This window comes from Serratia sp. BNK-10, from assembly GCF_047456065.1.
GTDB lineage: Bacteria > Pseudomonadota > Gammaproteobacteria > Enterobacterales > Enterobacteriaceae > Serratia > Serratia ureilytica.
This window is the reverse complement of the sequence record NZ_CP179894.1, coordinates 866,356-892,348: the sequence shown is the minus strand read 5'-3', so window position 1 is coordinate 892,348 and position 25,993 is coordinate 866,356. Positions and strand designations below refer to the sequence as shown.

The 25,993-nt window shown below is 60.4% G+C and carries 23 protein-coding genes, 1 tRNA gene and 3 pseudogenes; 12 read left to right on the top strand and 15 right to left on the bottom strand.

What is annotated here, in order from left to right:
- Positions 1–34: 34 nt before the first annotated feature.
- The 5 genes and pseudogenes from ACMGG9_RS04325 to ACMGG9_RS04305 form a co-directional block, all read right to left on the bottom strand.
- Positions 35–1,576 carry a glycosyltransferase family 39 protein gene (locus ACMGG9_RS04325; protein WP_033651133.1) on the bottom strand — a complete coding sequence of 514 codons (1,542 nt, stop codon included), beginning with the start codon at positions 1,574–1,576 and terminating at the stop codon, positions 35–37.
- Positions 1,577–1,701: 125 nt separating this feature from the next.
- The gene (locus ACMGG9_RS04320; RefSeq protein ID WP_162837200.1) at positions 1,702–1,845 is read right to left on the bottom strand and encodes a hypothetical protein; all 144 of its coding nucleotides are present in this window, start codon (positions 1,843–1,845) and stop codon (positions 1,702–1,704) included.
- 193 nt (positions 1,846–2,038) lie between these two features.
- Positions 2,039–2,893 (bottom strand): annotated as a pseudogene (gene puuE, locus ACMGG9_RS04315) (allantoinase PuuE); the annotation flags it as partial.
- Positions 2,862–3,729, bottom strand: a pseudogene (locus ACMGG9_RS04310) (aspartate/glutamate racemase family protein); the annotation flags it as partial. The pseudogenes ACMGG9_RS04310 and puuE, both read right to left, overlap by 32 nt.
- On the bottom strand, positions 3,729–4,445 hold the full coding sequence (locus ACMGG9_RS04305; protein ID WP_033651130.1) for a GntR family transcriptional regulator: 717 nt from the start codon (positions 4,443–4,445) through the stop codon (positions 3,729–3,731). The pseudogene ACMGG9_RS04310 and the gene ACMGG9_RS04305, both read right to left, overlap by 1 nt.
- 133 nt (positions 4,446–4,578) lie before the next feature.
- Between ACMGG9_RS04305 and ACMGG9_RS04300 the strand changes: the two genes are divergently transcribed.
- Entirely contained in the window at positions 4,579–6,075 is a 1,497-nt protein-coding gene (locus ACMGG9_RS04300) for an NCS1 family nucleobase:cation symporter-1 (protein ID WP_042783826.1), read from the top strand.
- Between the two features lie 177 nt (positions 6,076–6,252).
- Here ACMGG9_RS04300 and ACMGG9_RS04295 read toward each other — a convergent pair whose 3' ends face one another.
- Both ACMGG9_RS04295 and rfaQ read right to left on the bottom strand, forming a co-directional pair.
- Positions 6,253–7,500: an O-antigen ligase family protein gene (locus ACMGG9_RS04295; protein ID WP_049866654.1), complete on the bottom strand. Its 1,248-nt coding sequence runs from the start codon at positions 7,498–7,500 to the stop codon at positions 6,253–6,255.
- 51 nt (positions 7,501–7,551) lie between these two features.
- The gene (rfaQ, locus tag ACMGG9_RS04290; RefSeq protein WP_049866653.1) at positions 7,552–8,712 is read right to left on the bottom strand and encodes a putative lipopolysaccharide heptosyltransferase III; all 1,161 of its coding nucleotides are present in this window, start codon (positions 8,710–8,712) and stop codon (positions 7,552–7,554) included.
- A 636-nt stretch (positions 8,713–9,348) separates the two neighbouring features.
- Here rfaQ and ACMGG9_RS04285 point away from each other — a divergent pair.
- Positions 9,349–9,489, top strand: a pseudogene (locus ACMGG9_RS04285) (integrase); the annotation flags it as partial.
- Positions 9,490–9,513: 24 nt separating this feature from the next.
- Here ACMGG9_RS04285 and ACMGG9_RS04280 read toward each other — a convergent pair.
- The 3 genes from ACMGG9_RS04280 to ACMGG9_RS04270 all read right to left on the bottom strand — a co-directional run bounded on the left by ACMGG9_RS04280 (position 9,514) and on the right by ACMGG9_RS04270 (position 10,201).
- Positions 9,514–9,590, bottom strand: a tRNA-Arg gene (locus tag ACMGG9_RS04280).
- A gap of 96 nt (positions 9,591–9,686) precedes the next feature.
- Positions 9,687–9,995 (bottom strand): hypothetical protein, encoded by a 309-nt coding sequence (locus ACMGG9_RS04275; RefSeq protein ID WP_049866652.1) that lies wholly within the window; start codon positions 9,993–9,995, stop codon positions 9,687–9,689.
- On the bottom strand, positions 9,992–10,201 hold the full coding sequence (locus ACMGG9_RS04270; RefSeq protein ID WP_042783825.1) for a hypothetical protein: 210 nt from the start codon (positions 10,199–10,201) through the stop codon (positions 9,992–9,994). The genes ACMGG9_RS04275 and ACMGG9_RS04270 overlap by 4 nt, the downstream gene beginning before the upstream one ends.
- A gap of 205 nt (positions 10,202–10,406) precedes the next feature.
- Between ACMGG9_RS04270 and folD the strand changes: the two genes are divergently transcribed.
- Positions 10,407–11,273 (top strand): bifunctional methylenetetrahydrofolate dehydrogenase/methenyltetrahydrofolate cyclohydrolase FolD, encoded by an 867-nt coding sequence (gene folD, locus ACMGG9_RS04265; protein WP_004940177.1) that lies wholly within the window; start codon positions 10,407–10,409, stop codon positions 11,271–11,273.
- Between the two features lie 10 nt (positions 11,274–11,283).
- Positions 11,284–11,496, top strand: coding sequence for a ribosome-associated protein YbcJ (gene ybcJ, locus ACMGG9_RS04260; RefSeq protein WP_033642141.1), 213 nt, complete (start codon positions 11,284–11,286; stop codon positions 11,494–11,496).
- A 58-nt stretch (positions 11,497–11,554) separates the two neighbouring features.
- Here the strand turns inward: ybcJ and cysS are convergent, their stop codons facing one another.
- Positions 11,555–12,940 (bottom strand): cysteine--tRNA ligase, encoded by a 1,386-nt coding sequence (cysS, locus tag ACMGG9_RS04255; RefSeq protein WP_033642140.1) that lies wholly within the window; start codon positions 12,938–12,940, stop codon positions 11,555–11,557.
- 309 nt (positions 12,941–13,249) lie between these two features.
- On the opposite strand from cysS, the gene ppiB reads away from it, so the two are divergent.
- The 4 genes from ppiB to purK all read left to right on the top strand — a co-directional run bounded on the left by ppiB (position 13,250) and on the right by purK (position 16,215).
- Positions 13,250–13,744 carry a peptidylprolyl isomerase B gene (gene ppiB, locus ACMGG9_RS04250; protein ID WP_016928800.1) on the top strand — a complete coding sequence of 165 codons (495 nt, stop codon included), beginning with the start codon at positions 13,250–13,252 and terminating at the stop codon, positions 13,742–13,744.
- A 10-nt stretch (positions 13,745–13,754) separates the two neighbouring features.
- Positions 13,755–14,477: a UDP-2,3-diacylglucosamine diphosphatase gene (locus ACMGG9_RS04245; RefSeq protein ID WP_047572401.1), complete on the top strand. Its 723-nt coding sequence runs from the start codon at positions 13,755–13,757 to the stop codon at positions 14,475–14,477.
- A gap of 149 nt (positions 14,478–14,626) precedes the next feature.
- Positions 14,627–15,151 carry a 5-(carboxyamino)imidazole ribonucleotide mutase gene (gene purE / locus ACMGG9_RS04240; RefSeq protein ID WP_004940188.1) on the top strand — a complete coding sequence of 175 codons (525 nt, stop codon included), beginning with the start codon at positions 14,627–14,629 and terminating at the stop codon, positions 15,149–15,151.
- A complete protein-coding gene (gene purK, locus ACMGG9_RS04235) occupies positions 15,148–16,215 on the top strand; it encodes a 5-(carboxyamino)imidazole ribonucleotide synthase (RefSeq protein ID WP_069100256.1) in 1,068 nt (355 codons plus the stop codon). Before purE ends, purK begins: the two co-directional genes overlap by 4 nt.
- Before the next feature lie 64 nt (positions 16,216–16,279).
- On the opposite strand, the gene ACMGG9_RS04230 is transcribed toward purK, so the two are convergent.
- The 3 genes from ACMGG9_RS04230 to ybbA all read right to left on the bottom strand — a co-directional run bounded on the left by ACMGG9_RS04230 (position 16,280) and on the right by ybbA (position 21,159).
- Entirely contained in the window at positions 16,280–17,686 is a 1,407-nt protein-coding gene (locus tag ACMGG9_RS04230) for a sugar porter family MFS transporter (RefSeq protein WP_033642138.1), read from the bottom strand.
- A 357-nt stretch (positions 17,687–18,043) separates the two neighbouring features.
- On the bottom strand, positions 18,044–20,476 hold the full coding sequence (gene ybbP / locus ACMGG9_RS04225) for a putative ABC transporter permease subunit YbbP (protein WP_342174023.1): 2,433 nt from the start codon (positions 20,474–20,476) through the stop codon (positions 18,044–18,046).
- A complete protein-coding gene (gene ybbA / locus ACMGG9_RS04220) occupies positions 20,473–21,159 on the bottom strand; it encodes a putative ABC transporter ATP-binding protein YbbA (protein ID WP_046897614.1) in 687 nt (228 codons plus the stop codon). Before ybbA ends, ybbP begins: the two co-directional genes overlap by 4 nt.
- On the opposite strand from ybbA, the gene tesA reads away from it, so the two are divergent.
- From tesA to ACMGG9_RS04205, 3 genes are all read left to right on the top strand, one after another.
- Positions 21,130–21,768 carry a multifunctional acyl-CoA thioesterase I/protease I/lysophospholipase L1 gene (gene tesA / locus ACMGG9_RS04215; RefSeq protein WP_162472522.1) on the top strand — a complete coding sequence of 213 codons (639 nt, stop codon included), beginning with the start codon at positions 21,130–21,132 and terminating at the stop codon, positions 21,766–21,768. The two genes, ybbA and tesA, sit on opposite strands and share 30 nt — an antisense overlap.
- A 26-nt stretch (positions 21,769–21,794) precedes the next feature.
- Positions 21,795–22,571 carry an SDR family oxidoreductase gene (locus ACMGG9_RS04210; protein WP_016928808.1) on the top strand — a complete coding sequence of 259 codons (777 nt, stop codon included), beginning with the start codon at positions 21,795–21,797 and terminating at the stop codon, positions 22,569–22,571.
- Between the two features lie 77 nt (positions 22,572–22,648).
- Complete coding sequence (locus ACMGG9_RS04205; RefSeq protein ID WP_342174025.1) at positions 22,649–23,503, top strand: co-chaperone YbbN; 855 nt, start codon at positions 22,649–22,651, stop codon at positions 23,501–23,503.
- A 112-nt stretch (positions 23,504–23,615) separates the two neighbouring features.
- Here ACMGG9_RS04205 and cfa read toward each other — a convergent pair whose 3' ends face one another.
- Positions 23,616–24,767 (bottom strand): cyclopropane fatty acyl phospholipid synthase, encoded by a 1,152-nt coding sequence (cfa, locus tag ACMGG9_RS04200; protein ID WP_033642134.1) that lies wholly within the window; start codon positions 24,765–24,767, stop codon positions 23,616–23,618.
- Between the two features lie 319 nt (positions 24,768–25,086).
- Between cfa and ACMGG9_RS04195 the strand changes: the two genes are divergently transcribed.
- Positions 25,087–25,992 (top strand): SPFH domain-containing protein, encoded by a 906-nt coding sequence (locus tag ACMGG9_RS04195; protein ID WP_004940203.1) that lies wholly within the window; start codon positions 25,087–25,089, stop codon positions 25,990–25,992.
- Position 25,993 lies beyond the last annotated feature (1 nt).

The window sequence follows — 25,993 nt, the reverse complement described above, 5'->3', positions numbered from 1 at the left end:
GTGGGGGCTTCCGAGATTTGGGGCATTTATCCGGCTATCTGGCGTCGCGCACCACGAATAGCCTCGACTCGAAACCGCCGCTTTTGAAGGTGCCGGTATTGACCCACCCCGGCGGCGAACGGCCAAAGTCCTGATTGAAATCCCCGCCGCTGACCAGCCAGACCCGGCGATGGCCTTTCGCTAACGCGCTGAGGTTATCGACGTAGGTCTGCGCCGCCCGATCGTGGAAAAAAGTGCCGAAACCATAGGCATTGGGCTTGCCCGAAATGCCGTTGGGCCTGGCGGGGGTATACAGCAAGGCGCGATAGCCCTTCTTGTTGTAATACACATAGCTCAGGTAGTTGAACATGTTGCTGACCACCACCGCATCGTTGGGCTGATAGTTACTGTTGATGTAGTGCACCATCACCTTGAATTCATCTTTCTCGACCGGATAGTCGTTGCGCACGCCGCAGCCGAACAGCAGGCTGAAGAACAGCAGCAAAGAGATCCCGCGCACCCGGCTTTTCGTACCGGCGATCAGCACGCCCAATACCAGCGGAATGCCGAGCGCGGCGGAATAAAGGTAGCGATCGACAAACAGCGGCGAACGCCAGGAAATGGCGAATACCAACGTCACCGGGATCAGCATGCCGCCGAGCAGCAGCAGCGCATATTTTCTCGGCATCTGGCGCCGCCACAGCAGCAGTGAACATAAGGCGACAAACATCGCCGGCAGCAGCCAGAGAATGATCGTGGGATAGTTGCTGCCATCATGCCCGGTGAGAAAACGCCAATACATCGCCGGCAGATCGCCCCAGGCAACCTGAGGGATCCAACCGACGTCGCCGCCGACCCGCAGTTCGGCAATATGCGCCAGCAGATTGAGCAGCACCAGCAGCCAGGGAATATAGGCCACTCCAATCGCCGCATTGGCCACCCACCACGCCGGCTGCCTGATGTAACACTCGCCTTCGCGGCGGCACGACAGTGCCAACACCACCAGCCAGTGCGCGATCAGCGTGAAAATCGTGAAGTAGTGAGTATAAAAGCTCAGCGTCATCAACAGCGCATACAGCGCCAGATAGCGGCGGTTATCCGGCGTTTTCAGCCACTTCGCCAGCGCCATGGCGGCGGCGATCGCCAACAGCCCCATCAGCGCATACATGCGCGCCTCCTGGCTGTAACGCACCGCCATCGGCATGATCGCCATCAGCCATCCCGCGGTCAGCGCCGCCCGCTCGTTGGCCAACCAACGGGTAAAACGCATCGCCAGCGCCACCGTCATCACGCCGAACACCAGGCTCAGCGCGCGGGCCGCCATAATGCCGTCGCCAAACAGCACCATCCAGCCATGCAGCAGCAGGTAATAAAGCGGCGGGTGAACATCGAAGGAAGCATGGTACAGCAAAGCGCCCACATCATAGCGGCTGGTCAGCACGCTGGAGGCCTCGTCGCACCAAAAATACCGATCCGTTAAGGAAATAAACCGCACGATCGCCGAAAACGCCACGATCGCCAACGCGTAATGTTTGTAACCGATGCCTTTTAAGCCGTTATTGCTCAAAGAAACATTCGATACCTGTTGCAGTGACATAACCGCATTCCGCCCAAGAGAATCACACAGTGTGGAGACGCAGCGTCATCATTGCCGACGGCGGGTAAATGGCGGGTAAATCAGTGCGAAAAAATCGGCGCAATCACCGCGGCGGCGCACGGCCCTCAGCGGATTTCAACGGTGATGTCCGGGTAGGCCTTCTCCCCGTCGCTGAGGTAATGCCCCAATGCCCGGTAAGCCATGACGTACAGCACGGCGGCGCCGCACAGGCACAGCAAGGTCACGAGAAAGAATCTGGATTTGCGCACGATAGGCTCCATGGGGAAATTTTCACCTATTGTAACGCGGCAAAATAAACGAAGGTTCAATTGGCGGCGGGTCGTTTGCCCTACGGCCGCTCTGTCGATCCATCAAAGCACTGGAGCGAGCTGAGCGGCAGCGTTATTGGCCATATGAAAACACGCTGCGCAGTGGAACCGACACAGCGCCGCCAGGCATGCGTCATGTTCCCGGGTACGGATGGGTCTCGCGCCAGTGGTCCGCTATCTGCTGCCGCGTACAGACCCACACCCGTTCGTGTTGCTGGATATAATCGAGAAAACGCTGCAGCGCGCGAAAACGCCCCGGCCTGCCCAGCAGACGACAGTGCATCCCCACCGACATCATCTTCGGCGCCTCCTCGCCCTCAGCGTACAGCACGTCGAAGCTGTCTTTCAGATAGGTGTAAAATTGCTCGGCGGTATTAAACCCCTGAGCGGTGGCGAAACGCATGTCGTTGGCGTCCAGCGTGTAAGGAACGATCAGGTGCGGCCGACGGCTGCCGTCGCCGCACGCCACTTCGCTCCAGAACGGCAAATCATCGCCGTAATAATCGCTGTCATAATCAAAACCGCCCTGCTCCACGACCAGTTGCCGAGTGTTGGGGCTGTCGCGCCCGGTATACCAGCCGGTAGGCGCTTTGCCGAACAGGTCGGCCAGCACTTGCACCGCTTTTTGCATATGCTCACGCTCCTCAGCGATATCCATATGTTGATAATGGATCCAGCGCCAACCATGGCTGACCACATCGTATTTCGCCGCTTTGATCGCCGCGACAATCTCCGGCTGGCGCGCCAGCGCCATCGCCACGCCGAAGACCGTCAACGGCAGGCCACGCCGGCTGAACTCGCGGTGGATCCGCCAAAAGCCCGCCCGGCTGCCGTATTCGTACAGCGAATCCATCGACATATGGCGCGCCGGATAGCTGGCGGCGCCGATAATATCGGAGAGAAACTGTTCCGATCCCGCATCGCCATGCAGCACATGATTCTCCGCACCCTCCTCGTAATTGAGCACAAACTGCACGGCAATCCGCGCGTTGCCCGGCCAGCGCGCGTGCGGCGGATCTCCGGCGTAGCCTCGCAGGTCACGGGGGTAATTCTCATCGACAATGACCATTCTTCATCCCTTTAAAATAGATTTAACGACTGAAATTGACCGCTTAACGCTTTGGTTTCGGGATAGGCCAAGTCCCCTTGTTTGCTGGTCGATAACCCCAACGCCACCAGCGACTCCACCATTTTTACCGCCGCGCTGACGCCATCAATCACCGGCGCCCGCAGCTCGCGGGTCAGTTCCTGCGCCAGCGTCGCCATTCCGCCGCAGCCGAGCACAATCGCCCCGCAGCCATCCTCTTTCAGAGCGCGGATGCAGCGCTCGCGCACTTTCTCCTGCGCCAGCCCGCTGCCGTCCTCCAGCGCCAGCACCGGCAAGTCAATGGCATGCAGCGCCGCGCAATGCTGATGAAAACCGTACTGATGCAGCAGGTGGCGGGCGATAATCAGCGTGCGCGGTAACGTGGTGACGATAGAGAAACGGGTCGCCACCATCGACGCCATATGCATCGCCGCTTCCGCAATGCCGATCACCGGCCCCTGCGCCAGCTCGCGCGCGGCCAGCAATCCCGGATCGCCGAAACAGGCGATCACATGACCGTCAACGCCCTGCCGTCGCCCCGCCCTCACCTGTTCCAGCACGCCGATCGCCGCGATGGCTTCGTCAAAGTGCCCTTCAATGGACGGCACCCCGTCGCGCGGGCACACCGCCAGGATCTCGGTGCCCGGCGCGGCAGCGGTGCGCGCGGCGGCGGCGATGGTGTCGGTCATCGCCTGACTGGTATTGGGGTTGATAACCTGTATGCAAATAGAAGACATCACGGCTCCTTGTAACCGGCGAACAGCCGGGAAAAATCGGGCAGGCTGACGCCATCGCGCTCAAAGCGCAGGCTGGCGACAATATGATCAAAATGGCGCATCAGGGCGTCGCTCAGAGGCTGCAGCGCTTTATCCCGCAACAAACCGACCAACTGCTGATGATCGTCGCAACGGCACCCCTGCCGCCACGGCGCGCCCCAGGTGGCGATGACCAGGGAAGAACGCTGGCAAAGACGCGTCACCATGTCGGTGATAACCGAATTGCCCGAGATCGCCTGCAGCTGAATATGAAAATCGGCGGAATAGCGAATCGCCGCCGGGCCGTCGTAAGCCTCATGCACCTGCTGTTCCAGCTGAATAATGCGCTCCAGTGCCGCCAGATGGGGCGCTCGACAGCGGGCGATAATATCGGGAAGGTTGGCGACCTCCAGCAGCGCGCGCGTGCGGAAGATAGCCTGCGCCTCTTCCACCGTCGGGCTGGCGACATATGCACCACGTTTGGGCTTCAGGCTAACCATTTGCACAGCGGCGAGTCGTTGCAGCACCTTACGGATGCCGGTGCGGCTCACGGCAAACACGTCGGACAACGCCTCCTCCGGCAATTTGCTGCCCGGCGGCAGCTGATGCTCGACAATCGCCGTCATCAACGCCTGATAAATGGTTTCATCTTTGTCCTGCAGCGCTGGCGCGGCCTGGAGACAATGTTCAGTATTCATTCACCCACTCCGGTTTCACCTATCGATAGCAAAATCGTATACATAACGCTCGGTTTCTGTATGCAAAATCAGCCATTGTGGCCTGAATCCTGCAATAGCCTCAGCAATCCACATAACAAGAGGAGCAGGTTTCATGCCACATTCAACACACATGCATCAGGTTTCGGCCAAAGACGCGACCGCCGGCTACAGCCCGCGACTATGTAATGAAGATCTCGCGCCGACGCGCGACCAAAACTGGAGCTGGTACAACATTTTTTCATTCTGGATGTCGGACGTGCACAGCATGGGGGGCTATGTGGTCGCGGCGAGCTTTTTCACGCTCGGGTTGGCCAGTTGGCAGGTGCTGCTCTGCCTGCTGATCGGCATTTGCATCGTACAGCTGTGCGCCAACCTGGTGGCGAAGCCAAGCCAAATGGCCGGCGTGCCCTATGCGGTCATCTGCCGCCAGGCATTTGGCGTCTTTGGCGCCAATATCCCGGCGGTGATCCGCGGGCTTATCGCTTTCGCCTGGTATGGGATCCAGACCTACCTTGCGGCCAACGCCCTGATGCTGGTGCTGCTCAAGTTCTGGCCGTCGCTGTCCACGCTCACCGGAACCGGCTTCCTCGGCCTGTCGCTCCTGGGCTGGCTATGCTTCGCCACCATGTGGCTGCTGCAGGCGATGGTCTTTTGGCACGGCATGAACGCCATTAAGCGCTTCATCGATATCGCCGGGCCGGCAGTCTACGTGGTGATGCTGGCGCTGGCGGGCTGGATTGTATACAAAACCGGTTTTGACGGGATTTCCTTTACCCTAGCCAGCAAATCGCTGACCGCCGGGGAGCAGACCTGGCAAATGATCACCGCCACCGCGCTGGTGGTCTCCTACTTTTCCGGGCCGCTGCTCAACTTCGGCGATTTCTCCCGCTACGGCAAAAACATGGGCGAGATCCGCCGCGGCAACCGCTGGGGCCTGCCGTTCAACTTCCTGCTGTTCTCCATCGTCACCGTAGTGATTGTTTCCGGCACACAATCGCTGTTTGGCCACATGATCACCGACCCGATTGAAACCGTCAGCCGCATTGGAAACGATCTGGCGGTCGCCATTGGCCTGCTGACGATGATCACCGCCACCATTGGCATCAATATCGTGGCCAACTTCGTCTCGCCAGCCTTTGACTTTTCGAACTGTTCGCCGCAGAAAATCAGCTTCCGCACCGGCGGGATGATTGCCGCCGTTGGGTCGATTCTGCTGACGCCGTGGAATTTGTTTAATTCGCCGGAGCTTATCCACTACACCCTCGACGTGCTGGGCGCCTTTATTGGCCCGTTGTTCGGCATCCTGATCGCCGATTTTTATCTGATCAAACGCGGCCAGGTATCCGTGGACGATCTGTTTGATGACACCCCGAAAGGCAAATACTGGTACCGCAACGGTTTTAACCCGAAAGCCATTGCCGCGCTGCTGCCGTCGGTGGCCATTGGCCTGATCATCAGCTTTATTCCGGCTCTGCACCAAGTGGCCAACTTCAGCTGGTTTATCGGCGTCTTCCTCGGCGCGACCGCCTACCGCTGGCTGGCCCGCGATGAGCGCGCCGCCGTGGCCGGTCCGGCGTTCCGGGCGAAGGTGATGGCGCAAAAAGAGTAATTCCGCCCACAGCAAACTGCGTCGGAAGGGAAAAAAGCCATCCGCAACCGTGCCGCCCCGGCGTTAACGCCGGGGCGGCCGTTGTGAGCGAACCAGGCGGCCGCTGGCTTTTCACCGATGCGCGGAGGAGCGCTGAGCGCCGCGATCAAGCGCGTATTTTCGAAGCACTTCAACCCCCTATCGCATCTGGGGTTGAGGCAAGTCTGCATGAAGAGACGGCGGAGTGTTGAGGGAAAGCCCGGCCAGCAAGGCGGCGATAATGACAAACAGGTGCCCTTCGGACGAGTCCAGCAGGAATGAATTGAACAGATGGCAGGCCATGTAGCTGCTGAGCACCGCAACGAACAGATTTCGGCGCGCCGGTGGCAAGCGCCAGGCTGCACGGTAGCAACTCCACATCCAGGTGAGGAATACCATCAATCCCAGCAAACCGCTCTGCACCGTTTCCAACAGGTATTCATTGTGCGGATTATGCACGCCATAGCCGGTGGATGGATTGCCGTACCAAAAGCTGCCGGCACCGTTGCCCAGCAGCGGGGATTGCTTTATCAGTCGCAGGGCTTCGCGGGCGAAGGCGGTGCGTTGCCCCATGGAGTTGTCGCAGGCCGCATAAGCCGTTTGGGCCGGGGCGAAAACGCACCCCTGAATTTGCTGGACGCCCAGCGTCAGGCGCTCCATGGCGCGATTGGGGGTCATGACCAGCATCACGACAGCCAGTATGCCGCAGGCGAGCACGGCCACTTGCTGCTTGCGCCGGAGGGTAAGCAATAACCAGATACCCATGCCAACGGCCAATGCCACATACCCGGTACGCCCCTGCACCATCAGCAGAACATTAACCGTCGCCAACAACACCAGTCCCGCATACCCCCAGCGCCGTTTTCCGCTACAGGCAAAAGCACGCGACAACCAGACCAGCGCCGCCAGCGCCATAAACACGTTTTGGGTGATTTGCAGCTTAAACACCGTAGGGTTGTCGGGGTTCAGCCCGCCCAATGTGACATGGCCAAGCCCGCTCATGAAGCTGATGGCCAATATCGCGGCATTGGCCCACAAAAAGCCGCGGACAAATTGCGTCATCAGCCGCGAGTCGGCCAGAAAGAACAGCGCCAGCGGCAGGACATACAGCAATTTTTGGTATTTGCCGACCATTTTGGGGCCGTAGGCGTGAGCATGCGTCAGCAATGACAACGCCAGCAGCGCAAACATCAGCGCTGGCAACCAGACCAGGGGATGACAAGCCAGTGCAGCCCACTGCCGGATATCGCGCAGCCAGAGCAGACAGACGACAACCAGCCCCAGTGAGATATTCATCAGGGGATTGGAGGTCGGGAGGGAGGCTCCCAGCAAAAAGGCGGTAAACGCAAACAACCGTTGCTGAAGGGGCGTCTGTATCGACGAGGAAACTGCTGAGTTGAATAGCATCGTGGCGTACTCATTGATAAGAGAAAAAACACGGTGGAAGGCCGCGCAGGGTTAACGCTGCGCAGACCCGACGAGGGATGCCAGTTGCCTGTTAACCGCCTGTATCACATCGCCGGCCGGGATGGCCGCGAGGTAACGCTCGCGGGTATTGGTGTCAACGGCGTCCGGGGCGGGCAGCGGACGATAGTCTCCGGCCCACAGCAACGTGTGGGGCGCCTGCCACGGGGACCATCGCGCGAGGTCGCTGGGCCCGAACAGCACCACCGAGGGCGTATTCAGCGCAGCGGCCATGTGCATCGGCACCGAATCGACCCCGATAAACAGCCGCGCCCGGTCAATCAACACCGCGAGCTCCGGCAGCTCCAGACGCCCGGCCAGATTAATCACCCGCCGCGGTAACAGGCAGCGGGCCATAATGGCGCTTATCATGGCGGCTTCATCTTGCGTGCGTCCGCCGGTGAGCACCACCGTTCTGCCCTGGGCGGTCAGGTGGTTAATCACGGCGCTGAATCCGTCCACCGTCCAGGTCTTGAAAGCCCAGCGTGCGGTCGGCTGTATCAGCACAAAATCGGTCAGGTGATGGCGTCGACTGAGCCGGTCAACGTCATCCACATCAGATTGCCGCCAGGCTTGCGTCACCTGCGTGATTGTCGTGGGCAAGGCCAGTGGCGCCAGAATGCTGAGATTATTCAGCACGGTGTGCTGCGCCGGGCCGGCAACGTCGACCAGTAGCGAATGGCAGGCCCGCCAGAGTCGATTGTCGCGTTTGGGGTAGCGAAACCCCAGACTGAAGGTCGGTTTGAGAAAACGGCAATACAACGCCGCCCGCCACTGATCGGAGAGGTTGATCACCAGATCGTAATGGCCGGTCCGCAGGCTGTTCCATAACGCATATTCGCCGCGGTATTGCGCTTTCAGCCCTTGGCGCTTGAGCTCTCGATCCACGGTAAAGGCCAGATAAACATCCTGATTGCCGGCCAGCATCGCCTCGGTGCCGTCATAGACCAGCACATCGATCAGCGCATTGGGGTAGTTGACGCGCAATGTGCTGAGCACCGGCGTCATCAGCAGGACGTCGCCAAAGTGGCGCAGCTTGATGACGAGAATGCGTTGCACGCTATCCCGGTGCAAAAGCGCATTGGGCACCCGGCGATCGGGAAGTGTGGCCAGAGGGGATACGGGGCGTTTGCCGGTGGTGCGATGGGCATTCATGGTTCGTCGCCTCAGAAAAATACAAAAGGCCGCTGCAGGGCCGAAAGAGTCCGTGAGGATAAAAATAGCGCTGCGCCACGGTTCGATAACCCGAGAAGGCTGCAGGGAGAAAACGCCGTTCTCTCTGCCGTGCTCCCTGAACCGTCAATCTCGTTATCGCGGGAAAGCGGGCGATTAGCAGACGTTCTCGTCATGGCTGAGTACGGGGGTTTTATCCTGATAAATTGTCGAGCGCTACGTGGTATTCACCGGATGAATAAAGAGTTACCGCCGAATAATATCCTGCCCGATCTTAACGGCGACCGTGCAGCAAAGATAATTGGTTATGCAGATCAATAAGATCCTACCGATCGTTGAAAACGATCAATCCTTTACAAATTGCAGGGTTACCGAGAAAATTCCTAACCTATTGAGGTTATTAATGTCTTTTATTGCTGCACCGTGCGGCGCGTGCTGAACTCACTCCCCGACCGGAGAGCCCGGTGCGGGAAGTGAACCATCGTTAGCGAATAAACGTGGGAGGGAGAAATAGGAGTTTTCACCGGTGGAACAGCGGCGCCGCGACCGGATACCTAATCACTCGCCAAGCGCAGAAATTGCACGACCGTCGAAAAGCTGAGCTTTGGAGAATAGACCGGCTGGGTGAGCATAGAAATGGTACAGCGATACGCTCACCTTACACCGAACCATCTCACTGAGCATGCGAGGCAAATTGATGCGATTTTCGGAGGTTTAGCCCCAAATCTGTCCCATGATGAAATTGGAAAGACGGGATGAAAGGCGTAACTCATTGATACTTAATGGCACGCCCTATAGGATTCGAACCTATGACCTACGGCTTAGAAGGCCGTTGCTCTATCCAACTGAGCTAAGGGCGCATTGAGATGCGGCAACCTGTGGTTGCGGGTTGCGATTATACGGTCAGAGGTTAGCGAGTCAATGCCTTTTCATGACGTTACGGCGGCGACGGTGCTTTATGGCGTTTTTTCCGCCAGCACCCGTGCGGCGGCCCGCGCTATGCTGCGTTGCGCCAGGCCGACAGCGGTATCGCCTGGCGTGCGTTCGGCCCCTTGCCGCCCATCACCCCGCCGCAGGCAAAGGCGCACGGACTGAACGACCGCCGTAATGTCGCCCCAATCGGCATGCTCAACCACCTGCATGTTGCAGGTCGCCTCCCCTCTTTTCCCCAGAGCGGAGTCAGGGCGTGCGCTGTTTAAAGAAGCCTGGCTCCACGGCGCCCAAGCCAGCAATAGCGCGCACCCTACCCATGCGCTGCCGTTCATGCGCACAGCTTCCGCCACAGGGCGCTCAGGCGCGCCCGCCACGACGGCGTCGCCTGGTGCTGACAAAGCTGATGCAGCGCGGTGAGTTGCTCACTGTCCGCCGGATGCAGCGAAGAATCGAACACCGTCTCGCCAACGTGCTTAGGCTGCGCCGGTTGCTGATCAGGCTGATGATGCAACGGATAAAGCCGGGTTATCGCTCTCATGATCCTGCCCTCTTTCGCCCTGTGTATGGCCCCAGCGTATGCAAATGCCGGTAAAAATGGCGTAGAGGTTCCTGAAGCCGGCATAAAAAAAGCGTAAATCGGCCTCGCCAACGGCGGCGAGGGTGATTCTGCGCCTGACAGCGCGCTCAGCTTCTGACAGAATAGCGGCATCCCCGCTTTTCTTAATTGATGGATTTCCACACTGATGTCAGCAAAGATTATTGATGGTAAAACGATTGCGCAGCAGGTTAGAAACGAAGTGGCTGAGCAAGTGAAACAACGTCTGGCGGCCGGCAAGCGCGCGCCAGGGCTGGCGGTTGTGCTGGTCGGCGAGAATCCGGCTTCGCAAATTTACGTCGCCAGCAAGCGCCGCGCCTGCGATGAAGTCGGCTTCCTCTCCCGCTCCTACGACCTGCCCGCTGCCACCAGTGAAGCCGAGCTGCTGGCGTTGATCGACCAACTGAACGCCGATGAGGAAATCGACGGCATTCTGGTGCAGCTGCCGTTGCCGGCCGGCATCGATAACGTCAAAGTGCTGGAACGCATCCATCCGGACAAAGACGTCGACGGCTTCCACCCGTACAACGTCGGCCGCCTGTGCCAGCGCGCGCCCAAGCTGCGCCCATGCACGCCGCGCGGCATCGTCACCCTGCTGGAGCGTTATAACATCGATACCTACGGCCTGAACGCCGTGGTGGTCGGCGCGTCCAACATCGTCGGCCGCCCGATGAGCATGGAGCTGCTGCTGGCCGGCTGCACCACCACCGTCACCCACCGCTTCACCAAGAATCTGCGCCACCACGTCGAGAACGCCGATCTGCTGGTGGTGGCGGTCGGCAAACCGGGCTTCATCCCGGGCGACTGGATCAAACCGGGCGCCATCGTGGTTGACGTCGGCATCAACCGCCTGGAAAGCGGTAAAGTGGTGGGCGATGTCGATTTCGACGCCGCCAGCGAGCGCGCCGCCTACATCACCCCGGTGCCGGGTGGCGTTGGCCCGATGACCGTGGCTACACTGATCCAAAATACCTTGCAGGCCTGCGAGGAATATCACGACGTTCAACCTAAATAAGTAAGGCAGTATGGAAATTTTCAATCTGGACAATCATCCCCATGTCGAACTGTGCGATCTGCTGAAGTTCCAGGGCTGGTGTGAAAGCGGCGGCGCCGCCAAAGAAGTCATCGCCGAAGGGCAGGTGAAAGTCGACGGTAAGGTCGAAACCCGCAAGCGCTGCAAGATCGTCGCCGATCAGGTGGTGGAGTTCGGCGGCGGCAAGGTCATGGTTAAACCCTAACCCGCAGCCATAGAAAAAGGCGCTGAATTAAGCGCCTTTTTTGTTTCCTTCTGCCGGATTACTTACGGCGCCAGGTGGTGCCCTGCGGGCCGTCTTCCAGCACGATGTTCATCTCGTTCAAGCGATCACGCGCGGCATCCGCCAGCGCCCAGTCCTTGGCGGCGCGCGCTTCGTTACGCTGTTTGATCAGCGCTTCGATCTCCGCCACTTCACCGTCGTCAACCTGTGCGCCCCCTTGCAGGAACTGCTCCGGCTCCTGCTGCAGCAGGCCAAGCACGTTCGCCAGCTTGCGCAGTTCCGCCGCCATGCCGCTGGCCGCCGCCATGTCTTCCCCCTTCAGGCGGTTAACCTCGCGCGCCAGATCGAACAGCGCCGAGTAGGCTTCCGGGGTGTTGAAGTCGTCGTCCATCGCTTCGCGGAAGCGGGCTTCGAACGCCTCGCCGCCGGCCGGCGCGGCATTGGCGTCGGTGCCGCGCAGCGCGGTATAGAGGCGCTCCAGCGCGGTGCGCGCCTGCTTGAGATTCTCTTCACTGTAGTTCAGCTGGCTGCGATAGTGGCCGGACATCAGGAAGTAACGCACCGTCTCCGCATCGTAATGGCCGAGCACGTCGCGAATGGTGAAGAAGTTATCCAGCGATTTGGACATCTTCTCTTTATCGATCATCACCATGCCGGAGTGCATCCAGTAATTGACGTACGGGCCGTCGTGGGCGCAGCTCGACTGTGCGATCTCGTTCTCGTGGTGCGGGAACATCAGATCGGAACCGCCGCCGTGAATGTCAAAGTGGGTGCCCAGCTGCTTGCAGTTCATGGCGGAGCATTCGATGTGCCAGCCCGGACGGCCCGGCCCCCACGGCGACTGCCAGCTCGGCTCGCCCGGTTTGGACATCTTCCACAGCACGAAGTCCATCGGGTTGCGCTTCACGTCGTCGATCTCCACGCGCGCGCCGGCCTGCAGCTGCTCCAGATCCTGGCGCGACAGCAGCCCGTACTGCGGATCGCTGTCGATGGAGAACATCACGTCGCCGTTGCTGGCCACATAGGCGTGATCGCGATCGATCAGGCGCTGGGTGATCTCGATGATCTCGGCGATGTGTTGGGTCGCGCGCGGTTCGCTGTCCGGGCGATCGATCAGCAACGCGTCGAAGTCAGCATGCATTTCCGCCAGCATGCGTTCGGTCAACTGGTCGCAGGTCTCATGATTTTCCGCCGCGCGGCGGATAATTTTGTCGTCCACGTCGGTGACGTTGCGCACGTAGTTCAGCGAATAGCCGAGATAGCGCAGGTAACGCGCCACCACGTCGAAAGCGACAAAGGTACGACCGTGGCCGATGTGACACAGGTCATAGATGGTTACCCCGCACACGTACATGCCCACTTTCCCGGCATGAATGGGTTTGAATTCCTCTTTTTGACGACTCAGGGTATTAAAAATCTTTAGCATCGGGAGATTCCGTGGTGTGCGTGATAACAAAAAAGATAACCGGGCTTCAGGTTTAACGCCCGGTAGCGTATTGAAACCTGAAGCCTGATCTATTGCAAGGTTAAGGCCATGCTTTGCTGACTTCACGCGAAGAAAAAGCGCAAAATTCGCCGGCCGGCGCAATTGTTATAATATAACATAAATACAATTACCACAGACAGTGCGCGGTTGAGCCGCTGCTGACTCGCTGGGGCGGATATGTTATAAGGGCGGTCTGAATGTTCACTCGCTTTACGTGACGTCTCACTTCACCTTGTTAGGATTAAAACTATGGTTACTTTCCACACCAATCACGGCGATATCGTTATCAAGACCTTTGCTGACAAAGCGCCGGTTACCGTTGAAAACTTCCTGAACTACTGCCGCGCCGGTTTCTACGACAACACCATCTTCCACCGTGTGATCAACGGCTTCATGATCCAGGGCGGCGGTTTCGAGCCGGGCATGAACCAGAAAGCGACCAACGCGGCCATCAAGAACGAAGCCAACAACGGTTTGAAAAACACCATCGGCACCCTGGCAATGGCGCGCACCAACGATCCGCACTCCGCCACCGCACAGTTCTTCATCAACGTGGCTGACAACGACTTCCTGAACTTCCGCGGCGAAAACGTGCAGGGCTGGGGCTACTGCGTGTTTGCTGAAGTGGTTGAAGGCATGGACGTGGTCAACAAGATCAAAGGCGTGAAAACCGGCCGCAGCGGCATGCACCAGGACGTACCGGTAGAAGACGTGGTGATCAACAGCGTGACCGTCAGCGAGTAATCGCGGCTGCATGAGTACGCTGTTCATCGCAGATCTGCACTTGTGCGCACAGGAACCGGCAATCACTGCCGGTTTTCTGCGTTTTTTACGGCGCGAAGCGGTGCACGCCGACGCGCTGTACATCCTCGGCGACCTGTTTGAAGCCTGGATCGGCGACGACGATCCCGAGCCGCTGCACGCGGAGATCGCCGCGGCGCTGAAAGCGCTGCAACAGGCCGGCGTGCCCTGCTATTTCATCCACGGCAACCGCGATTTTCTGCTCGGCAAGCGCTTCGCCCGCGCCAGCGGCATGCAGCTGCTGCCGGAAGAAAAAGTGCTGGAGCTGTACGGCCGCAGGATCCTGATCCTGCACGGCGACACCCTGTGCACCGACGATCAAGCCTATCAGCAATTCCGCCGTAAAGTGCACAACCCGCTGATTCAAAAACTGTTCCTCGCGCTGCCGCTGCGCTGGCGACTGAAGATCGCCGCCAAGATGCGCGCCCGCAGCCAGCAATCCAACCAGTACAAGTCGGACGCCATCATGGACGTCAACCCGCAGGCGGTCGAGCAAACGATGCTGCGCCACCATGTGCACTGGATGATCCACGGCCATACCCATCGCCCGGCGGTGCATCGGCTGGCGTTGAGCAACGGCGAAGCCCATCGCGCGGTGCTGGGCGCCTGGCACGTCGAAGGATCGATGATCAAAGTCAGCGCCGACGCCGTCGAGCTGATCCAATTCCCGTTCTGAGTTCCGCACTGGCGCGCGGGTGAAAATTCGCGCTTTCGCCGGTGAAAACCGGCGACGCAACCGTTTTCCTCGCCGTGCGCTCATGGTATGCTCTACGCCCTCATTCGGCCCTCAGCCGACGCCAGACAAATCACAGGAGCCTTACACCCATGGGAGCCAACGCCGCTTCAGCCGCCAATGCCGGGGCTAAAATCGCAATTGTAATGGGATCGAAAAGTGACTGGGCCACCATGCAGTTCGCCGCCGAAGTCCTGACCCAGCTCGATGTCCCCTTCCATGTCGAAGTCGTTTCCGCTCACCGCACGCCGGACAAGCTGTTCAGCTTCGCCGAGCAGGCTGCCGCCAACGGCTTTGACGTGATCATCGCCGGCGCCGGCGGTGCCGCGCATCTGCCGGGCATGCTGGCGGCGAAAACGCTGGTGCCGGTGCTGGGTGTACCGGTGCAAAGCGCCGCGCTGAGCGGCGTGGACAGCCTCTACTCCATCGTGCAGATGCCGCGCGGCATTCCGGTGGGGACGCTGGCGATCGGCAAAGCCGGCGCCGCCAACGCCGGGCTGCTGGCGATGCAGATCCTGGCGCTGCACGACGCCGCGCTGGCGCAGCGTTTGGCGGACTGGCGTCAGGCGCAGACTGAAGACGTTTTGAACCACCCCGATCCGCGGGAGGACGCATGAAGCCGGTTTGCGTATTGGGCAACGGTCAGCTGGGGCGCATGCTGCGCCAGGCCGGCGAACCGCTGGGCATCGCCGTCTACCCTGTCGGCATCGATGCCGAACCCGAGGCGGTGCCGTATCAGAACAGCGTCATTACCGCCGAGATTGAACGCTGGCCGGAAACCGCGCTGACGCGCGAACTGGCGACTCACAGCGCCTTCGTCAACCGTGACATCTTCCCGCGTTTGGCGGATCGCCTGACGCAAAAGCAGCTGCTCGATCAACTCGGCCTGGCGACCGCGCCGTGGCAGCTGCTGGCGAGCGCCGCCGAATGGCCGCAGGTGTTCGCTGCGCTGGGCGAGCTGGCGATCGTCAAACGCCGGGTCGGCGGCTATGACGGCCGCGGCCAGTGGCGCTTGCGTCCGGGGCAGGAAGCCGAACTGCCGGCCGATGCCTATGGCGAGTGCATCGTCGAGCAAGGCATCAATTTCTCCGGCGAAGTGTCGCTGGTGGGCGCGCGCGGCCACGACGGCCGTTCGGTCTTCTACCCGCTGACCCACAACCTGCATGAAGACGGCATCCTGCGCGCCAGCGTGGCGCTGCCGCAGCCCAATCCGGCGCTGCAGCAACAGGCCGAGCAGATGCTGGCGGCGATCCTGAACGAGCTGAACTACGTCGGCGTGATGGCGATGGAGTGCTTTATCGTCGGCGATCGGCTGTTGATCAACGAACTGGCGCCGCGCGTGCACAACAGCGGCCACTGGACGCAAAACGGTGCATCCATCAGCCAGTTCGAGCTGCACCTGCGCGCCATCCTCGGCCTGCCGCTGCCGCAGCCGGTGGTGAGCACACCGTCGGTGATGGTCAACCTGATCGGCACCGCCGTCAACGAACAGTGGCTGTCGCTGCCGCTGGTGCATCTGCACTGGTATGAGAAAGAGGTGCGCCCGGGCCGCAAGGTCGGCCACCTCAATCTGAACGACCCGAGCGCCGCCGATCTGCATCAGGCGCTGCAGGCGCTGGCGCCGCTGCTGCCGGGCGAATACCAAAGCGGGCTGGCCTGGGCACAGCAGAAGCTGGCTTAACGGTTTACACCGCCGAAAAGAAGAAGGTTCAGCCCAGGCTGAACCTTTTTTATTGCCGCAAAGATCAACGCGAGCCGATATTACGCAACGGTTTGCCGGCCATCAGATTGCGCTCAATGTGTTCCAGTGAAATATTTTTGGTTTCCGGGATCAGCGCCAGCGTGATGAAAACAAACAGCACGTTAAGCCCCGCGTAGACCCAAAAGGTATGAGCGCTGCCCAACGAATTCAGCATGGTCAGGAACGTCGCCCCCACGATCATATTGGCTATCCAGTTAGTGGCGGTGGAACAGGTGATGCCGAAATCGCGGCCTTTCAATGGCTGGATCTCTGAGCACAGCACCCAAATCAGCGGGCCGGCGCTCATGGCAAAACCGACGATAAACATCAGCAGCATGACGATGGCGAAATATTGCTCCGCCGCCGAGTTCATGCCGATATTCATCATGGTGCCCAGCGCCCCCATGCCAACGGCCATCACGATAAACCCAAGGATCAAAGTGGGCTTGCGGCCCCAGCGGTCAACCAGCCCAATAGCGATAAAGGTGGCCAGCACGTTGACCAGACCGACGATCACCGTGCCCCACATCTGCTGTTCCGTACTGGCGAAGCCCGCCAGACCGAAAATCTTCGGCGCGTAATACATGGTGACGTTCATCCCGGTGAACTGCTGCATCACCTGGAGAAGAATGCCAAGGAAAACCGCGCGGCGGAAATTTTTATTGCCTTTGAACAACGCCCAACCGCTTTGCTTCAGTTTGAGGCTTTCACGAATTTCATTCAGCTCATACTGCGCCTGGGCACTGCTGTCGCGCAGCTTCTCCAACACCTGACGCGCTTGCTCATGGCGATTACGCGAGGCCAACCACCGCGGGCTGTCAGGCAAAAAGAACACGCCGACCAACAACAGCCCGGCCGGGATGGTGATGACGCCCAACATCCAGCGCCAGGCGCCGGTATAGCTGAATGCCGTATCAGACAGGTAAGCGGCCAGAATGCCGATGGTGATCATCAATTGATACATCGAGATCATGCTGCCGCGGATTTTCTCCGGCGCGATTTCAGAAAGATAAATCGGCGCGGTATAAGAAGCGATCCCCACCGCCAATCCCAGCAGAATACGTGAAACGATCAACACCTCCACGTTGGGAGCGAACGCAGAACACAGCGATCCCGCCACGAAGAGGATTGCGCCGATCATCAAACTGTATTTGCGCCCCAGCCGGAAGTTCATCCAGCCGCTGCCGATGGCGCCGACGGCGGCGCCAAACATCATTGAGCTGACCACCCACTCCTGCTGAGAGCTGGTGATCTGAAAAGTGTCGGTAATAAACGGCAGGGCGCCGGCGATCACGCCGATATCAAGACCGAACAGCAGGCCGGCCAAGGCGGCTAAAAAACAGACGAAAAAAGTCATGCCGACATGAGTCGGGCTTTTCTCCGCCGGTGTCACTTTGACGGTATCGCTCATACAGCCTCCAGGAGAAAACGGTCATCAGTGTGCGACATGATAGGAGGCAATGCGTCGGAGATAAGTGAGTGCGATCACATTAGTGAAAACGGTTACATTCCATTAAATCTTTTTAGGCCGTTTTTTATGGCGGATGAATTCACTTAATACATGCGTAACCCTCTAAATCAATGCGTAAAACAGGCGAAGTCAGCCAACTATCCGCTACACCGATGACCAGTGGCAAACGTATCGATATGACATAAATGTAATCGATTTCACAATGAATGGGCATGAAGAGGAATTGCGCCAGTGACGCGCGAAAGAAAATCGGCAGGCCCGGCCACGCTTGGCGGCAACGGGCCTGCGATCGCCAGATCAGCCATCATAACTGCGGAACAGCGCCCGGCCGCGCAGCAAGCGCACGCCCAGCCAGCCGCCGCACAGCGACAGCAGCAGCGCGCTGGCCAGCGGCAGCGCCCACCACAGCACCGGCGTCGGCGTCCACGGGAAGTCGAACACCCGGCTTTGCAGCAGCCACAGCGCCGCCTCGGCCCCCACCGCCGCCGCGATGCCCGCCACCAGCCCCAGCAGGGCAAACTCACACCACAGCGTGCGGCGCAGCAGCCGTTTACCGGCGCCCAGCGTGCGATAGACCACCAACTCCTGCCGCCGCTGACGCATGCCGACCTGCACCTGCGCCAGCAGCAGCAGGCCGCCGCACAGCACCACCAGCACCACCATCACCTCCAGCGCGCGGCTGACCTGTTGCAGCACGCCGCCAACCTGTTTCAGGATCGCGCCGATGTCCAGCAGGCTGAGCGTTGGGAACTGGCGGTTGAGCTGGGTCAACATCCGGCCGTCGCCGTCGTAGCGGAAGCTGGTGAGCCAGGTCTGCGGCTGGCCGCCCAGCGCGCCCGGCGGGAAGATAAAGTAAAAGTTCGGCTTCAGGCTTTCCCAATCCACCTGACGCAGGCTGGTGACTTTGGCGCTGAACGCCTGGGTATCGCCGCTGAAGGTCAGCGTGTCGCCCAGCTTGATCTTCAGCCGCCCGGCGATGCCTTCATCCATCGAGACTTCGCCGCTTTTCGGCGGCCAATTGCCCGCCACCAGCGGATTGTGATCCGGCAGCTCGGCCAGCCAGGTCAGGTTCAGCTCACGGTTCACCGCCTCGCCGCCCGGATCGTCTTCATGCACCCGTTCGGTCGCCACCTGCTGGTTTATCTCGGTCAGGCGCACCCGGACGATCGGGTAATAGGTTTCCGGTTTGATCTGGTGCTGCTGCAGGAAAGTTTTCACCTGCGGCACCTGCGCCTCGGTCATGTTGAGCAGGAAATAGTTCGGGCTGTCCGGCGGCAGCTGTTGCTGCCAGCGTTCGAGCAGATCGCCGCGCAGCACCAACAGCAGCGCCAACAGCATGAACGACAGCGAGAACGCCGCCAACTGGCTGATGGTCACCCATGGCTGATGCATCAGGCGGTTGACCGCCAGCCGCAGCGCCAGACTCTTGAGCGTGATGCGGCGCAACAGCAGCAGGCTGCCCCACCCTATACCGCCCAGCAGCAGCGCCAGCACCGCCATGCCCGCCAGGATCGCCCACAGCAACGTGCTGGCTCCCATCAGCAACACCAACAACGCGACCACGATCGCCGCCGTCACCGGCAGGAAATAGCGCAGCGGCCAGACGTTGGCCGCCACATCGCGACGCAGCACCCGCAGCGGCTGGGTGGCCAGCAACTGGCGATACGGCCGCAACCCGACCAGCAGCGAAATCAGCACCAGCGCACCGAGCGCCCACAGCCACGGCCAGACGCCGGCGGCGGGCAACGCGGCCGGCAACACCGGCTTCAGCAGGCGAATCAACAGCGCCTCGAACGCCAGCCCGATCGCCCCGCCGCACACCGCCGCCAGCGCCATCACCGCCAGCCACTGGCCGACGATCAATTTGCGCAGCGCGCCGCGCCCGGCGCCAAGGGTTTTCAGCACCGCGATCAGATCGTAGCGGCTGCGGCAATAGTGGCTCATCGCCACCGCCACGGCGGCGATCGACAACAGCAGCGTCAGCAGGGCCGACAACAGCAGGAACTGTTGGGAGCGCTGCAGCGACTTGCCCAGCGCGCTGCCGGATTCCTGCAGCCCGAACCAGCGCTGATCCGGCGTCAACTGCGGCGTCAGCCGTTCTTCGTAACGCTGAATATCCGGCTCGGCGCCGGCGAACATGTAACGATAGGTCAGGCGGCTGCCCGGCTGCACTGCGCCGGTCTTATCGACGTCCGCCAGGTTGATCATGATGCGCGGCGCGGTCTGGAATGGATTGAAACCGGCGTCCGGCTCCTGAATGATTTCACCGGCGATGCGCAGCGTGGTGTCGCCGACCTCCAGCGAATCCCCCACTTTCACGTTCAGCAGCGCCAGCAAACGCGGCGCCACCAGCACGCTGCCCGGTTCGGGCTGGATGTTGGCCGGGCGCGTTTCCAGCTTGCCGTACAGCGGATAGGCCAAATCGGTGGCTTTCACGTCCGCCAGCTGCGGCCGATCGCCGGCATAGGTCATGGTGGTGAACGACAGCTGACGGCTCACCTTCAGCCCTTGTTGCTGCGCGTCCAGCAGCCAGCCTTCCGGCACCGGATGCGCGCTGCGCAGCACCCGATCGCCGGCGATAAAATCGCGGCTCTGCTGGCTGAGCCCTTTGTCCATGCGATCGCTGATGCTGCCCAGCGCCAGCACGCAGGCGACGGAGAGCGTCAGTGCCAGCCACACGATCAGCAGCGACGGCGAACGCCATTCGCGCCAGAACCAGCGCCAGATCATGCTTCCTCCCACAGCTTGCCTTCGCGCAGCCGCAGCCGCCGCTGGCAGCGCGCCGCCAGGGTTTCGTCATGGGTCACCAGGATCAGGGTGGTGTCAAAATCGCGGTTGAGGGAAAACAGCAGGTCGGCGATGCGATCGCCGGTCTGACGATCGAGGTTGCCGGTCGGTTCATCGGCGAACAGCACCCGCGGTCGGCCGCTGAAGGCGCGCGCCAGCGCCACGCGCTGCTGCTCGCCGCCGGACAGCTGCGCCGGCAGGTGATCGAGCCGTTTCCCCAGCCCCAACTGCTCGAGCAGCTGCACCGCCTGCTCGCGGCTCTGTCTGTCGCTCTCGCCGCGCAACAGCGCCGGCAGCTGCACATTCTCCAGCGCGTTCAGCGTCGGCACCAGCATGAACGACTGAAACACGAAACCGACGTCCCTGGCGCGCAGCGCGGCGCGCCCCTCTTCGTCCAGCGCGGTCAGCGACTCGCCGAGCAAGCGTACCTCGCCTTCGCTGCCGTCATCCAGCCCGGCCAAAATGCCCAGCAAGGTCGATTTCCCCGATCCGGATTCGCCGATCAGGGCGATCGTCTGCGCGGGTTTGACAAGCAGCTCGACTCCGGTAAGGATGGTGAGCTGATGCTCACCCTGACCAACGTGTTTACTAAGATGATGAACTTCAAGAACGTTTTCCGCTGGCATCTTCCCTTCCTTTTGCTGTTGGGATTATTCAGTTTACGCGCTGCCGCCGCCGATACCTTGTTGATTTTAGGCGACAGTTTAAGCGCCGGTTACCGCCTGCCGATCGAGCGGGCGTGGCCGACGCTGTTGGCCGAACAGTGGCAGAAAAAACCGGGTGCGCCGCAGCTGGTCAACGCCAGCATCAGCGGCGACACCGCCGCGCAGGGGCTGGCGCGTCTGCCCGCGCTGCTGAAACAGCATCAGCCGCGCTGGGTGCTGATCGAGCTGGGCGCCAACGACGGCCTGCGCGGCTTCCCGGCGCAGGACGTACAGCGCGATCTCGGCCAAATCATCACGTTGGTGCAGCAGGCCGGCGCGCAGCCGCTGCTGATGCAGATCCGCATCCCGCCGAACTACGGCCGCCGCTATACTGAAGCGTTCGGCGCCGTCTACCCGGCACTGGCCAAGCAGTTCAACATTCCGCTGCTGCCGTTCTATATGGAACAGGTGGTGGTGAAGCCGGAATGGATGCAGGATGACGGATTGCACCCCAATGGGGACGCCCAGCCGTTTATCGCCACCTGGATGGCGGAGCGCCTGGAGCCTCTAGTAAAGCATGAGTCTCACTAAATTAGGGTCGTACACTAGGTAAAGTTATGCAAAAAGCGGTATTGATAACCGGCTGTTCCAGCGGGATTGGCTTGATTGCGGCGCAGGATCTGCGCAACCGCGGCTACCGGGTGCTGGCCGCCTGCCGCAAGCCGCAGGACGTGGAAAACATGCGCCAGCTCGGGCTGGAAGGCATCGAGCTGGATCTGGACGACAGCGCCAGCGTCGAGCGCGCCGCCGCCGAGGTGATCGCGCTGACCGACGGCCGACTGTACGGTCTGTTCAATAACGGCGGTTTCGGCGTTTACGGCCCGCTCAGCCGCATTTCGCGCAGCCAGCTGGAACGGCAGTTTGCCACCAACCTGTTCGGCACCCACCAACTGACCCAGCTGCTGTTGCCGGCGATGCTGCCGCACGGCGAAGGGCGGATCATTCAGACCAGTTCGGTGATGGGCCTGGTCTCCAGCGCCGGGCGCGGCGCCTACGCCGCCAGCAAGTTCGCGCTGGAAGCCTGGTCGGACGCGCTGCGCATGGAGCTGCACGGCAGCGGCATTCAGGTCAGCCTGATCGAACCGGGGCCGATCGCCACCCACTTTAGCCAGAACGTCAACCAGGCGCAGAGCGACAAACCGGTGCACAATCCCGGCATCGCCAAGCGCCTGACGCTGCCGCCGGAGGCCATTCTGCCCAAACTGCGCCACGCGCTGGAAAGCCCGCGCGCCAAACTGCGCTATCCGGTCACCCTGCTGGCGCACGCGATGAGCGTGCTGCGCCGCATTTTGCCAGGCCGCTGTCTGGATTGGCTGCTGCGCAGCAACGCTTAATTCGCCCGACGGGGTTGAAGAATGGCGGCGCGCCCCCATCTACACCCCATGGCTCCGCACGATCAGAGAGAAAAAAGATGCTAGCTCAAGCTGTTGTTGATATTAACGAAACTAACCTGCACCAGACGCTGGAACAATCGATGTCCACACCGGTGCTGTTCTACTTCTGGTCCGAGCGCAGCCAACACTGCCTGCAGCTCACGCCGGTGCTGGACAAGCTGGCGGCGGAATACGCCGGTCAGTTCATTCTGGCCAAGGTGGACTGCGACGCCGAACAGATGATCGCCTCGCAATTCGGGCTGCGTTCCATTCCGACGGTCTACCTGTTCAAAGACGGTCAGCCGGTCGACGGCTTCCAGGGCCCGCAGCCGGAAGAAGCGATCCGCGATTTGCTGCAGCGTTTCCTGCCGAAGGAAGAAGATCTGAAACTGGCACAGGCGCAGGAGCTGCTGGCCGCCGGCAACGCCGCCGAAGCGCTGCCGCTGCTGAAAGACGCCTGGCAGAGCAGCCAACAGCGCAGCGACATCGGCCTGACGCTGGCCGAAACTCAGATCGCGCTCAGCCGCAGCGAAGACGCTGAAGCGGTGCTGGCGACCATCCCGCTGCAGGATCGCGATACCCGCTATCAAGGTCTGGTGGCGCAGATTGAATTGTTGAAGCAGGCGGCGGACACGCCGGAAATCCAACAGCTGCAACAGCAGGTGCAGCAGCAGCCGGACAACGTCGAACTGGCGGTGCAGCTGGCGCTGCAACTGCATCAGGTCGGGCGTAACGAAGAAGCGCTGGAACTGCTGATGGGGCATCTGAAGAAAGATCTGGCCGCCGCCAACGGCAGCGCGCGCAAAACCCTGATGGACATTCTGGCCGCGCTCGGCACCGCAGACGCGCTGGCCGCTAAATATCGCCGCCAGCTGTACTCCCTGCTGTACTGATATCCGTCATACTTGAAGCTGCATCCAGGCGGCAAATGTGAGAAGCCCTGGGCGCTTAGATAACTAAGCGACCAGGGCTCGAACGTGCAGCCAGCTTGAAATATGACGGGGATTAGCGATAGACCCGCACCCCGCCCTCCACGCCCGCCGGGCTGAACAACACCTGCCACAGCTGAATGTTGCGCGAACGGAACGCGCCGGCGCAGGCGTTCAGGTAATAGGTGAACATGCGTTCGAAGCGCTCGGAATAACCGCCCATCAGATCCGGCCACGCCCGTTTGAAATTCTCCAGCCAGGCCATCAGCGTGCGATCGTAATCAGCGCCAAAGTTGTGCCAATCCTCCATCACGAAACGCCCTTCGCTGGCCTCGGCGATATGCCGCACCGAAGGCAGGCAGCCGTTGGGGAAGATGTATTTGTCTATCCAGGCGTCAACGTTGAGATCGGTCTGATTGGAACCGATGGTGTGCAGCAGGAACAGACCGTCGGGCTTCAGGTTGCGCGCCGCGACGCTAAAATAGGTCTCATAGTTTTTCGGCCCGACGTGCTCGAACATGCCGACCGACACGATGCGATCGAACTGGCGATCCAGATCGCGGTAATCCTGCAGCAAGATCTCGACGTCCAGCCCGGCGCAGCGTTCCTGCGCCAGCTTCTGCTGCTCGGCCGAAATGGTCACGCCGTGCACCGAGACGCCGTAGTTTTGCGCCGCAAACTGCGCCAATCCGCCCCAGCCGCAGCCGATATCCAGCAGCGTCATGCCCGGTTTCAACTGCAGTTTTTCGCAGATCATCCTGAGCTTGGCCTGCTGCGCCTGCTCCAGCGTCTGCGCCTCTTTCCAGTAGCCGCAGGAGTATTGCATATAAGGATCGAGCATCGCCCGGAACAGGTCGTTGCCGATGTCGTAGTGCTCTTTGCCCACCTGCCAGGCACGCTTGCGCGATTGGCGATTGAACAGCCGGGCATAGGCGATGCGCGCGATGTCGCTCAGGCTTTTCGGCAGCCGTTCATCGACGCCGGCCTGCAGAATGCGGGTGAACAGCATGTCCAGCCGTTCGCACTCCCACCAGCCGTCCATATAGCTTTCGCCGAAGCCGAGCGAGCCTTCCTGCAAAATGCGTTTGAACAGCGCCGGGTTATGCACCCGGATATCCCAGGCACGCGGGCCGTTGATGGCGACGCCGGCTTCCGCCAACATCTCCTCCACAATGCGATACCAGCGATCGTTCTTCTGGGCGAGTTCATCAACACTGAGCGAATCCATAACAATCCTTGGCCGAAATGTCATTTCAAAAAGCATAGTCGCAAATGAAAATGACAAATTTTTGACGGTAAACACGGGGGTGTTTTTACTCTAGCCAAGGCGAGCAACATCATGAAATGAATAAAAATTATTAAAATCATGCCATTTAGGCATACTTATTTTTCAGCTGTGCCACACTTGTCGTGACAACACTCTGTTCCAGACGCGGGATCCACCGCTCGCGGGTTGCGTCAGCGCCCTGGATTAAGTCGCGGTATCAGTAGGCATTTTTCCGGCGCTGTCGTAATATCTGTTTACATATGTCTGACAGGAGGTTTGCATGCTTACTTTTATTCCCATCGTGATCGTCGTCGCACTGATTGTGGTGTTCGCCGGCGTCAAAATTGTGCCGCAGGGGTTCCAATGGACGGTAGAACGCTTCGGCCGCTACACCAAAACGCTGATGCCGGGCCTGAACCTGGTGGTGCCGTTCATGGACCGCATCGGCCGCAAAATCAACATGATGGAGCAGGTGCTGGACATCCCTTCCCAAGAGGTGATTTCCCGCGATAACGCCAACGTCGCCATCGACGCGGTGTGCTTTATCCAGGTGGTCGATCCGGCGCGCGCCGCCTACGAGGTCAGCAACCTCGAACAGGCGATCGTCAACCTGACCATGACCAACTTCCGCACCGTGCTCGGCTCGATGGAGCTGGACGAAATGCTGTCGCAGCGCGACAGCATCAACAGCCGCCTGCTGCACATCGTCGATGAAGCGACCAACCCTTGGGGGGTGAAAATCACCCGTATCGAGATCCGCGACGTGCGGCCGCCGGCAGAACTGATCGCCTCGATGAACGCCCAGATGAAGGCCGAGCGCACCAAGCGCGCCGACATCCTGGAGGCGGAGGGGGTGCGTCAGGCGGCCATTCTGCGCGCCGAAGGGGAGAAGCAATCGCAGATCCTGAAGGCCGAGGGCGAACGTCAGTCGGCGTTCCTGCAGGCGGAAGCGCGTGAGCGCGCCGCCGAGGCCGAGGCGCGCGCCACCCAGCTGGTGTCCGACGCCATCGCCAGCGGCAACATTCAGGCGGTGAACTACTTCGTGGCGCAGAAATACACCGATGCGCTGCAGAAGATCGGTTCCTCCAACAACAGCAAAGTGGTGATGATGCCGCTGGACGCCAGCAGCCTGCTCGGCTCGATCGGCGGCATTACCGAACTGCTGAAAGAAAGCAAAGGCAAATAAT

Bases quoted from the DNA above. Each gene is read 5' to 3' on its own strand.
- ACMGG9_RS04300 (WP_042783826.1), top strand. From the start codon at position 4,579: ATGCCACATTCAACACACATGCATCAGGTTTCGGCCAAAGACGCGACC.
- ybbA (WP_046897614.1), bottom strand. From the start codon at position 21,159: ATGCCAGCGGAAAACGTTCTTGAAGTTCATCATCTTAGTAAACACGTT.
- cfa (WP_033642134.1), bottom strand. From the start codon at position 24,767: ATGGATTCGCTCAGTGTTGATGAACTCGCCCAGAAGAACGATCGCTGG.
- ACMGG9_RS04205 (WP_342174025.1), top strand. From the start codon at position 22,649: ATGCTAGCTCAAGCTGTTGTTGATATTAACGAAACTAACCTGCACCAG.
- ACMGG9_RS04270 (WP_042783825.1), bottom strand. From the start codon at position 10,201: ATGAGAGCGATAACCCGGCTTTATCCGTTGCATCATCAGCCTGATCAG.
- cysS (WP_033642140.1), bottom strand. From the start codon at position 12,940: ATGCTAAAGATTTTTAATACCCTGAGTCGTCAAAAAGAGGAATTCAAA.
- rfaQ (WP_049866653.1), bottom strand. From the start codon at position 8,712: ATGAATGCCCATCGCACCACCGGCAAACGCCCCGTATCCCCTCTGGCC.
- ACMGG9_RS04275 (WP_049866652.1), bottom strand. From the start codon at position 9,995: ATGAACGGCAGCGCATGGGTAGGGTGCGCGCTATTGCTGGCTTGGGCG.
- ppiB (WP_016928800.1), top strand. From the start codon at position 13,250: ATGGTTACTTTCCACACCAATCACGGCGATATCGTTATCAAGACCTTT.
- ACMGG9_RS04230 (WP_033642138.1), bottom strand. From the start codon at position 17,686: ATGAGCGATACCGTCAAAGTGACACCGGCGGAGAAAAGCCCGACTCAT.
- ACMGG9_RS04195 (WP_004940203.1), top strand. From the start codon at position 25,087: ATGCTTACTTTTATTCCCATCGTGATCGTCGTCGCACTGATTGTGGTG.
- ybcJ (WP_033642141.1), top strand. From the start codon at position 11,284: ATGGAAATTTTCAATCTGGACAATCATCCCCATGTCGAACTGTGCGAT.
- ACMGG9_RS04305 (WP_033651130.1), bottom strand. From the start codon at position 4,445: ATGAATACTGAACATTGTCTCCAGGCCGCGCCAGCGCTGCAGGACAAA.
- ACMGG9_RS04245 (WP_047572401.1), top strand. From the start codon at position 13,755: ATGAGTACGCTGTTCATCGCAGATCTGCACTTGTGCGCACAGGAACCG.
- ybbP (WP_342174023.1), bottom strand. From the start codon at position 20,476: ATGATCTGGCGCTGGTTCTGGCGCGAATGGCGTTCGCCGTCGCTGCTG.
- ACMGG9_RS04325 (WP_033651133.1), bottom strand. From the start codon at position 1,576: ATGTCACTGCAACAGGTATCGAATGTTTCTTTGAGCAATAACGGCTTA.
- purK (WP_069100256.1), top strand. From the start codon at position 15,148: ATGAAGCCGGTTTGCGTATTGGGCAACGGTCAGCTGGGGCGCATGCTG.
- purE (WP_004940188.1), top strand. From the start codon at position 14,627: ATGGGAGCCAACGCCGCTTCAGCCGCCAATGCCGGGGCTAAAATCGCA.
- ACMGG9_RS04295 (WP_049866654.1), bottom strand. From the start codon at position 7,500: ATGCTATTCAACTCAGCAGTTTCCTCGTCGATACAGACGCCCCTTCAG.
- tesA (WP_162472522.1), top strand. From the start codon at position 21,130: ATGAACTTCAAGAACGTTTTCCGCTGGCATCTTCCCTTCCTTTTGCTG.
- ACMGG9_RS04210 (WP_016928808.1), top strand. From the start codon at position 21,795: ATGCAAAAAGCGGTATTGATAACCGGCTGTTCCAGCGGGATTGGCTTG.
- folD (WP_004940177.1), top strand. From the start codon at position 10,407: ATGTCAGCAAAGATTATTGATGGTAAAACGATTGCGCAGCAGGTTAGA.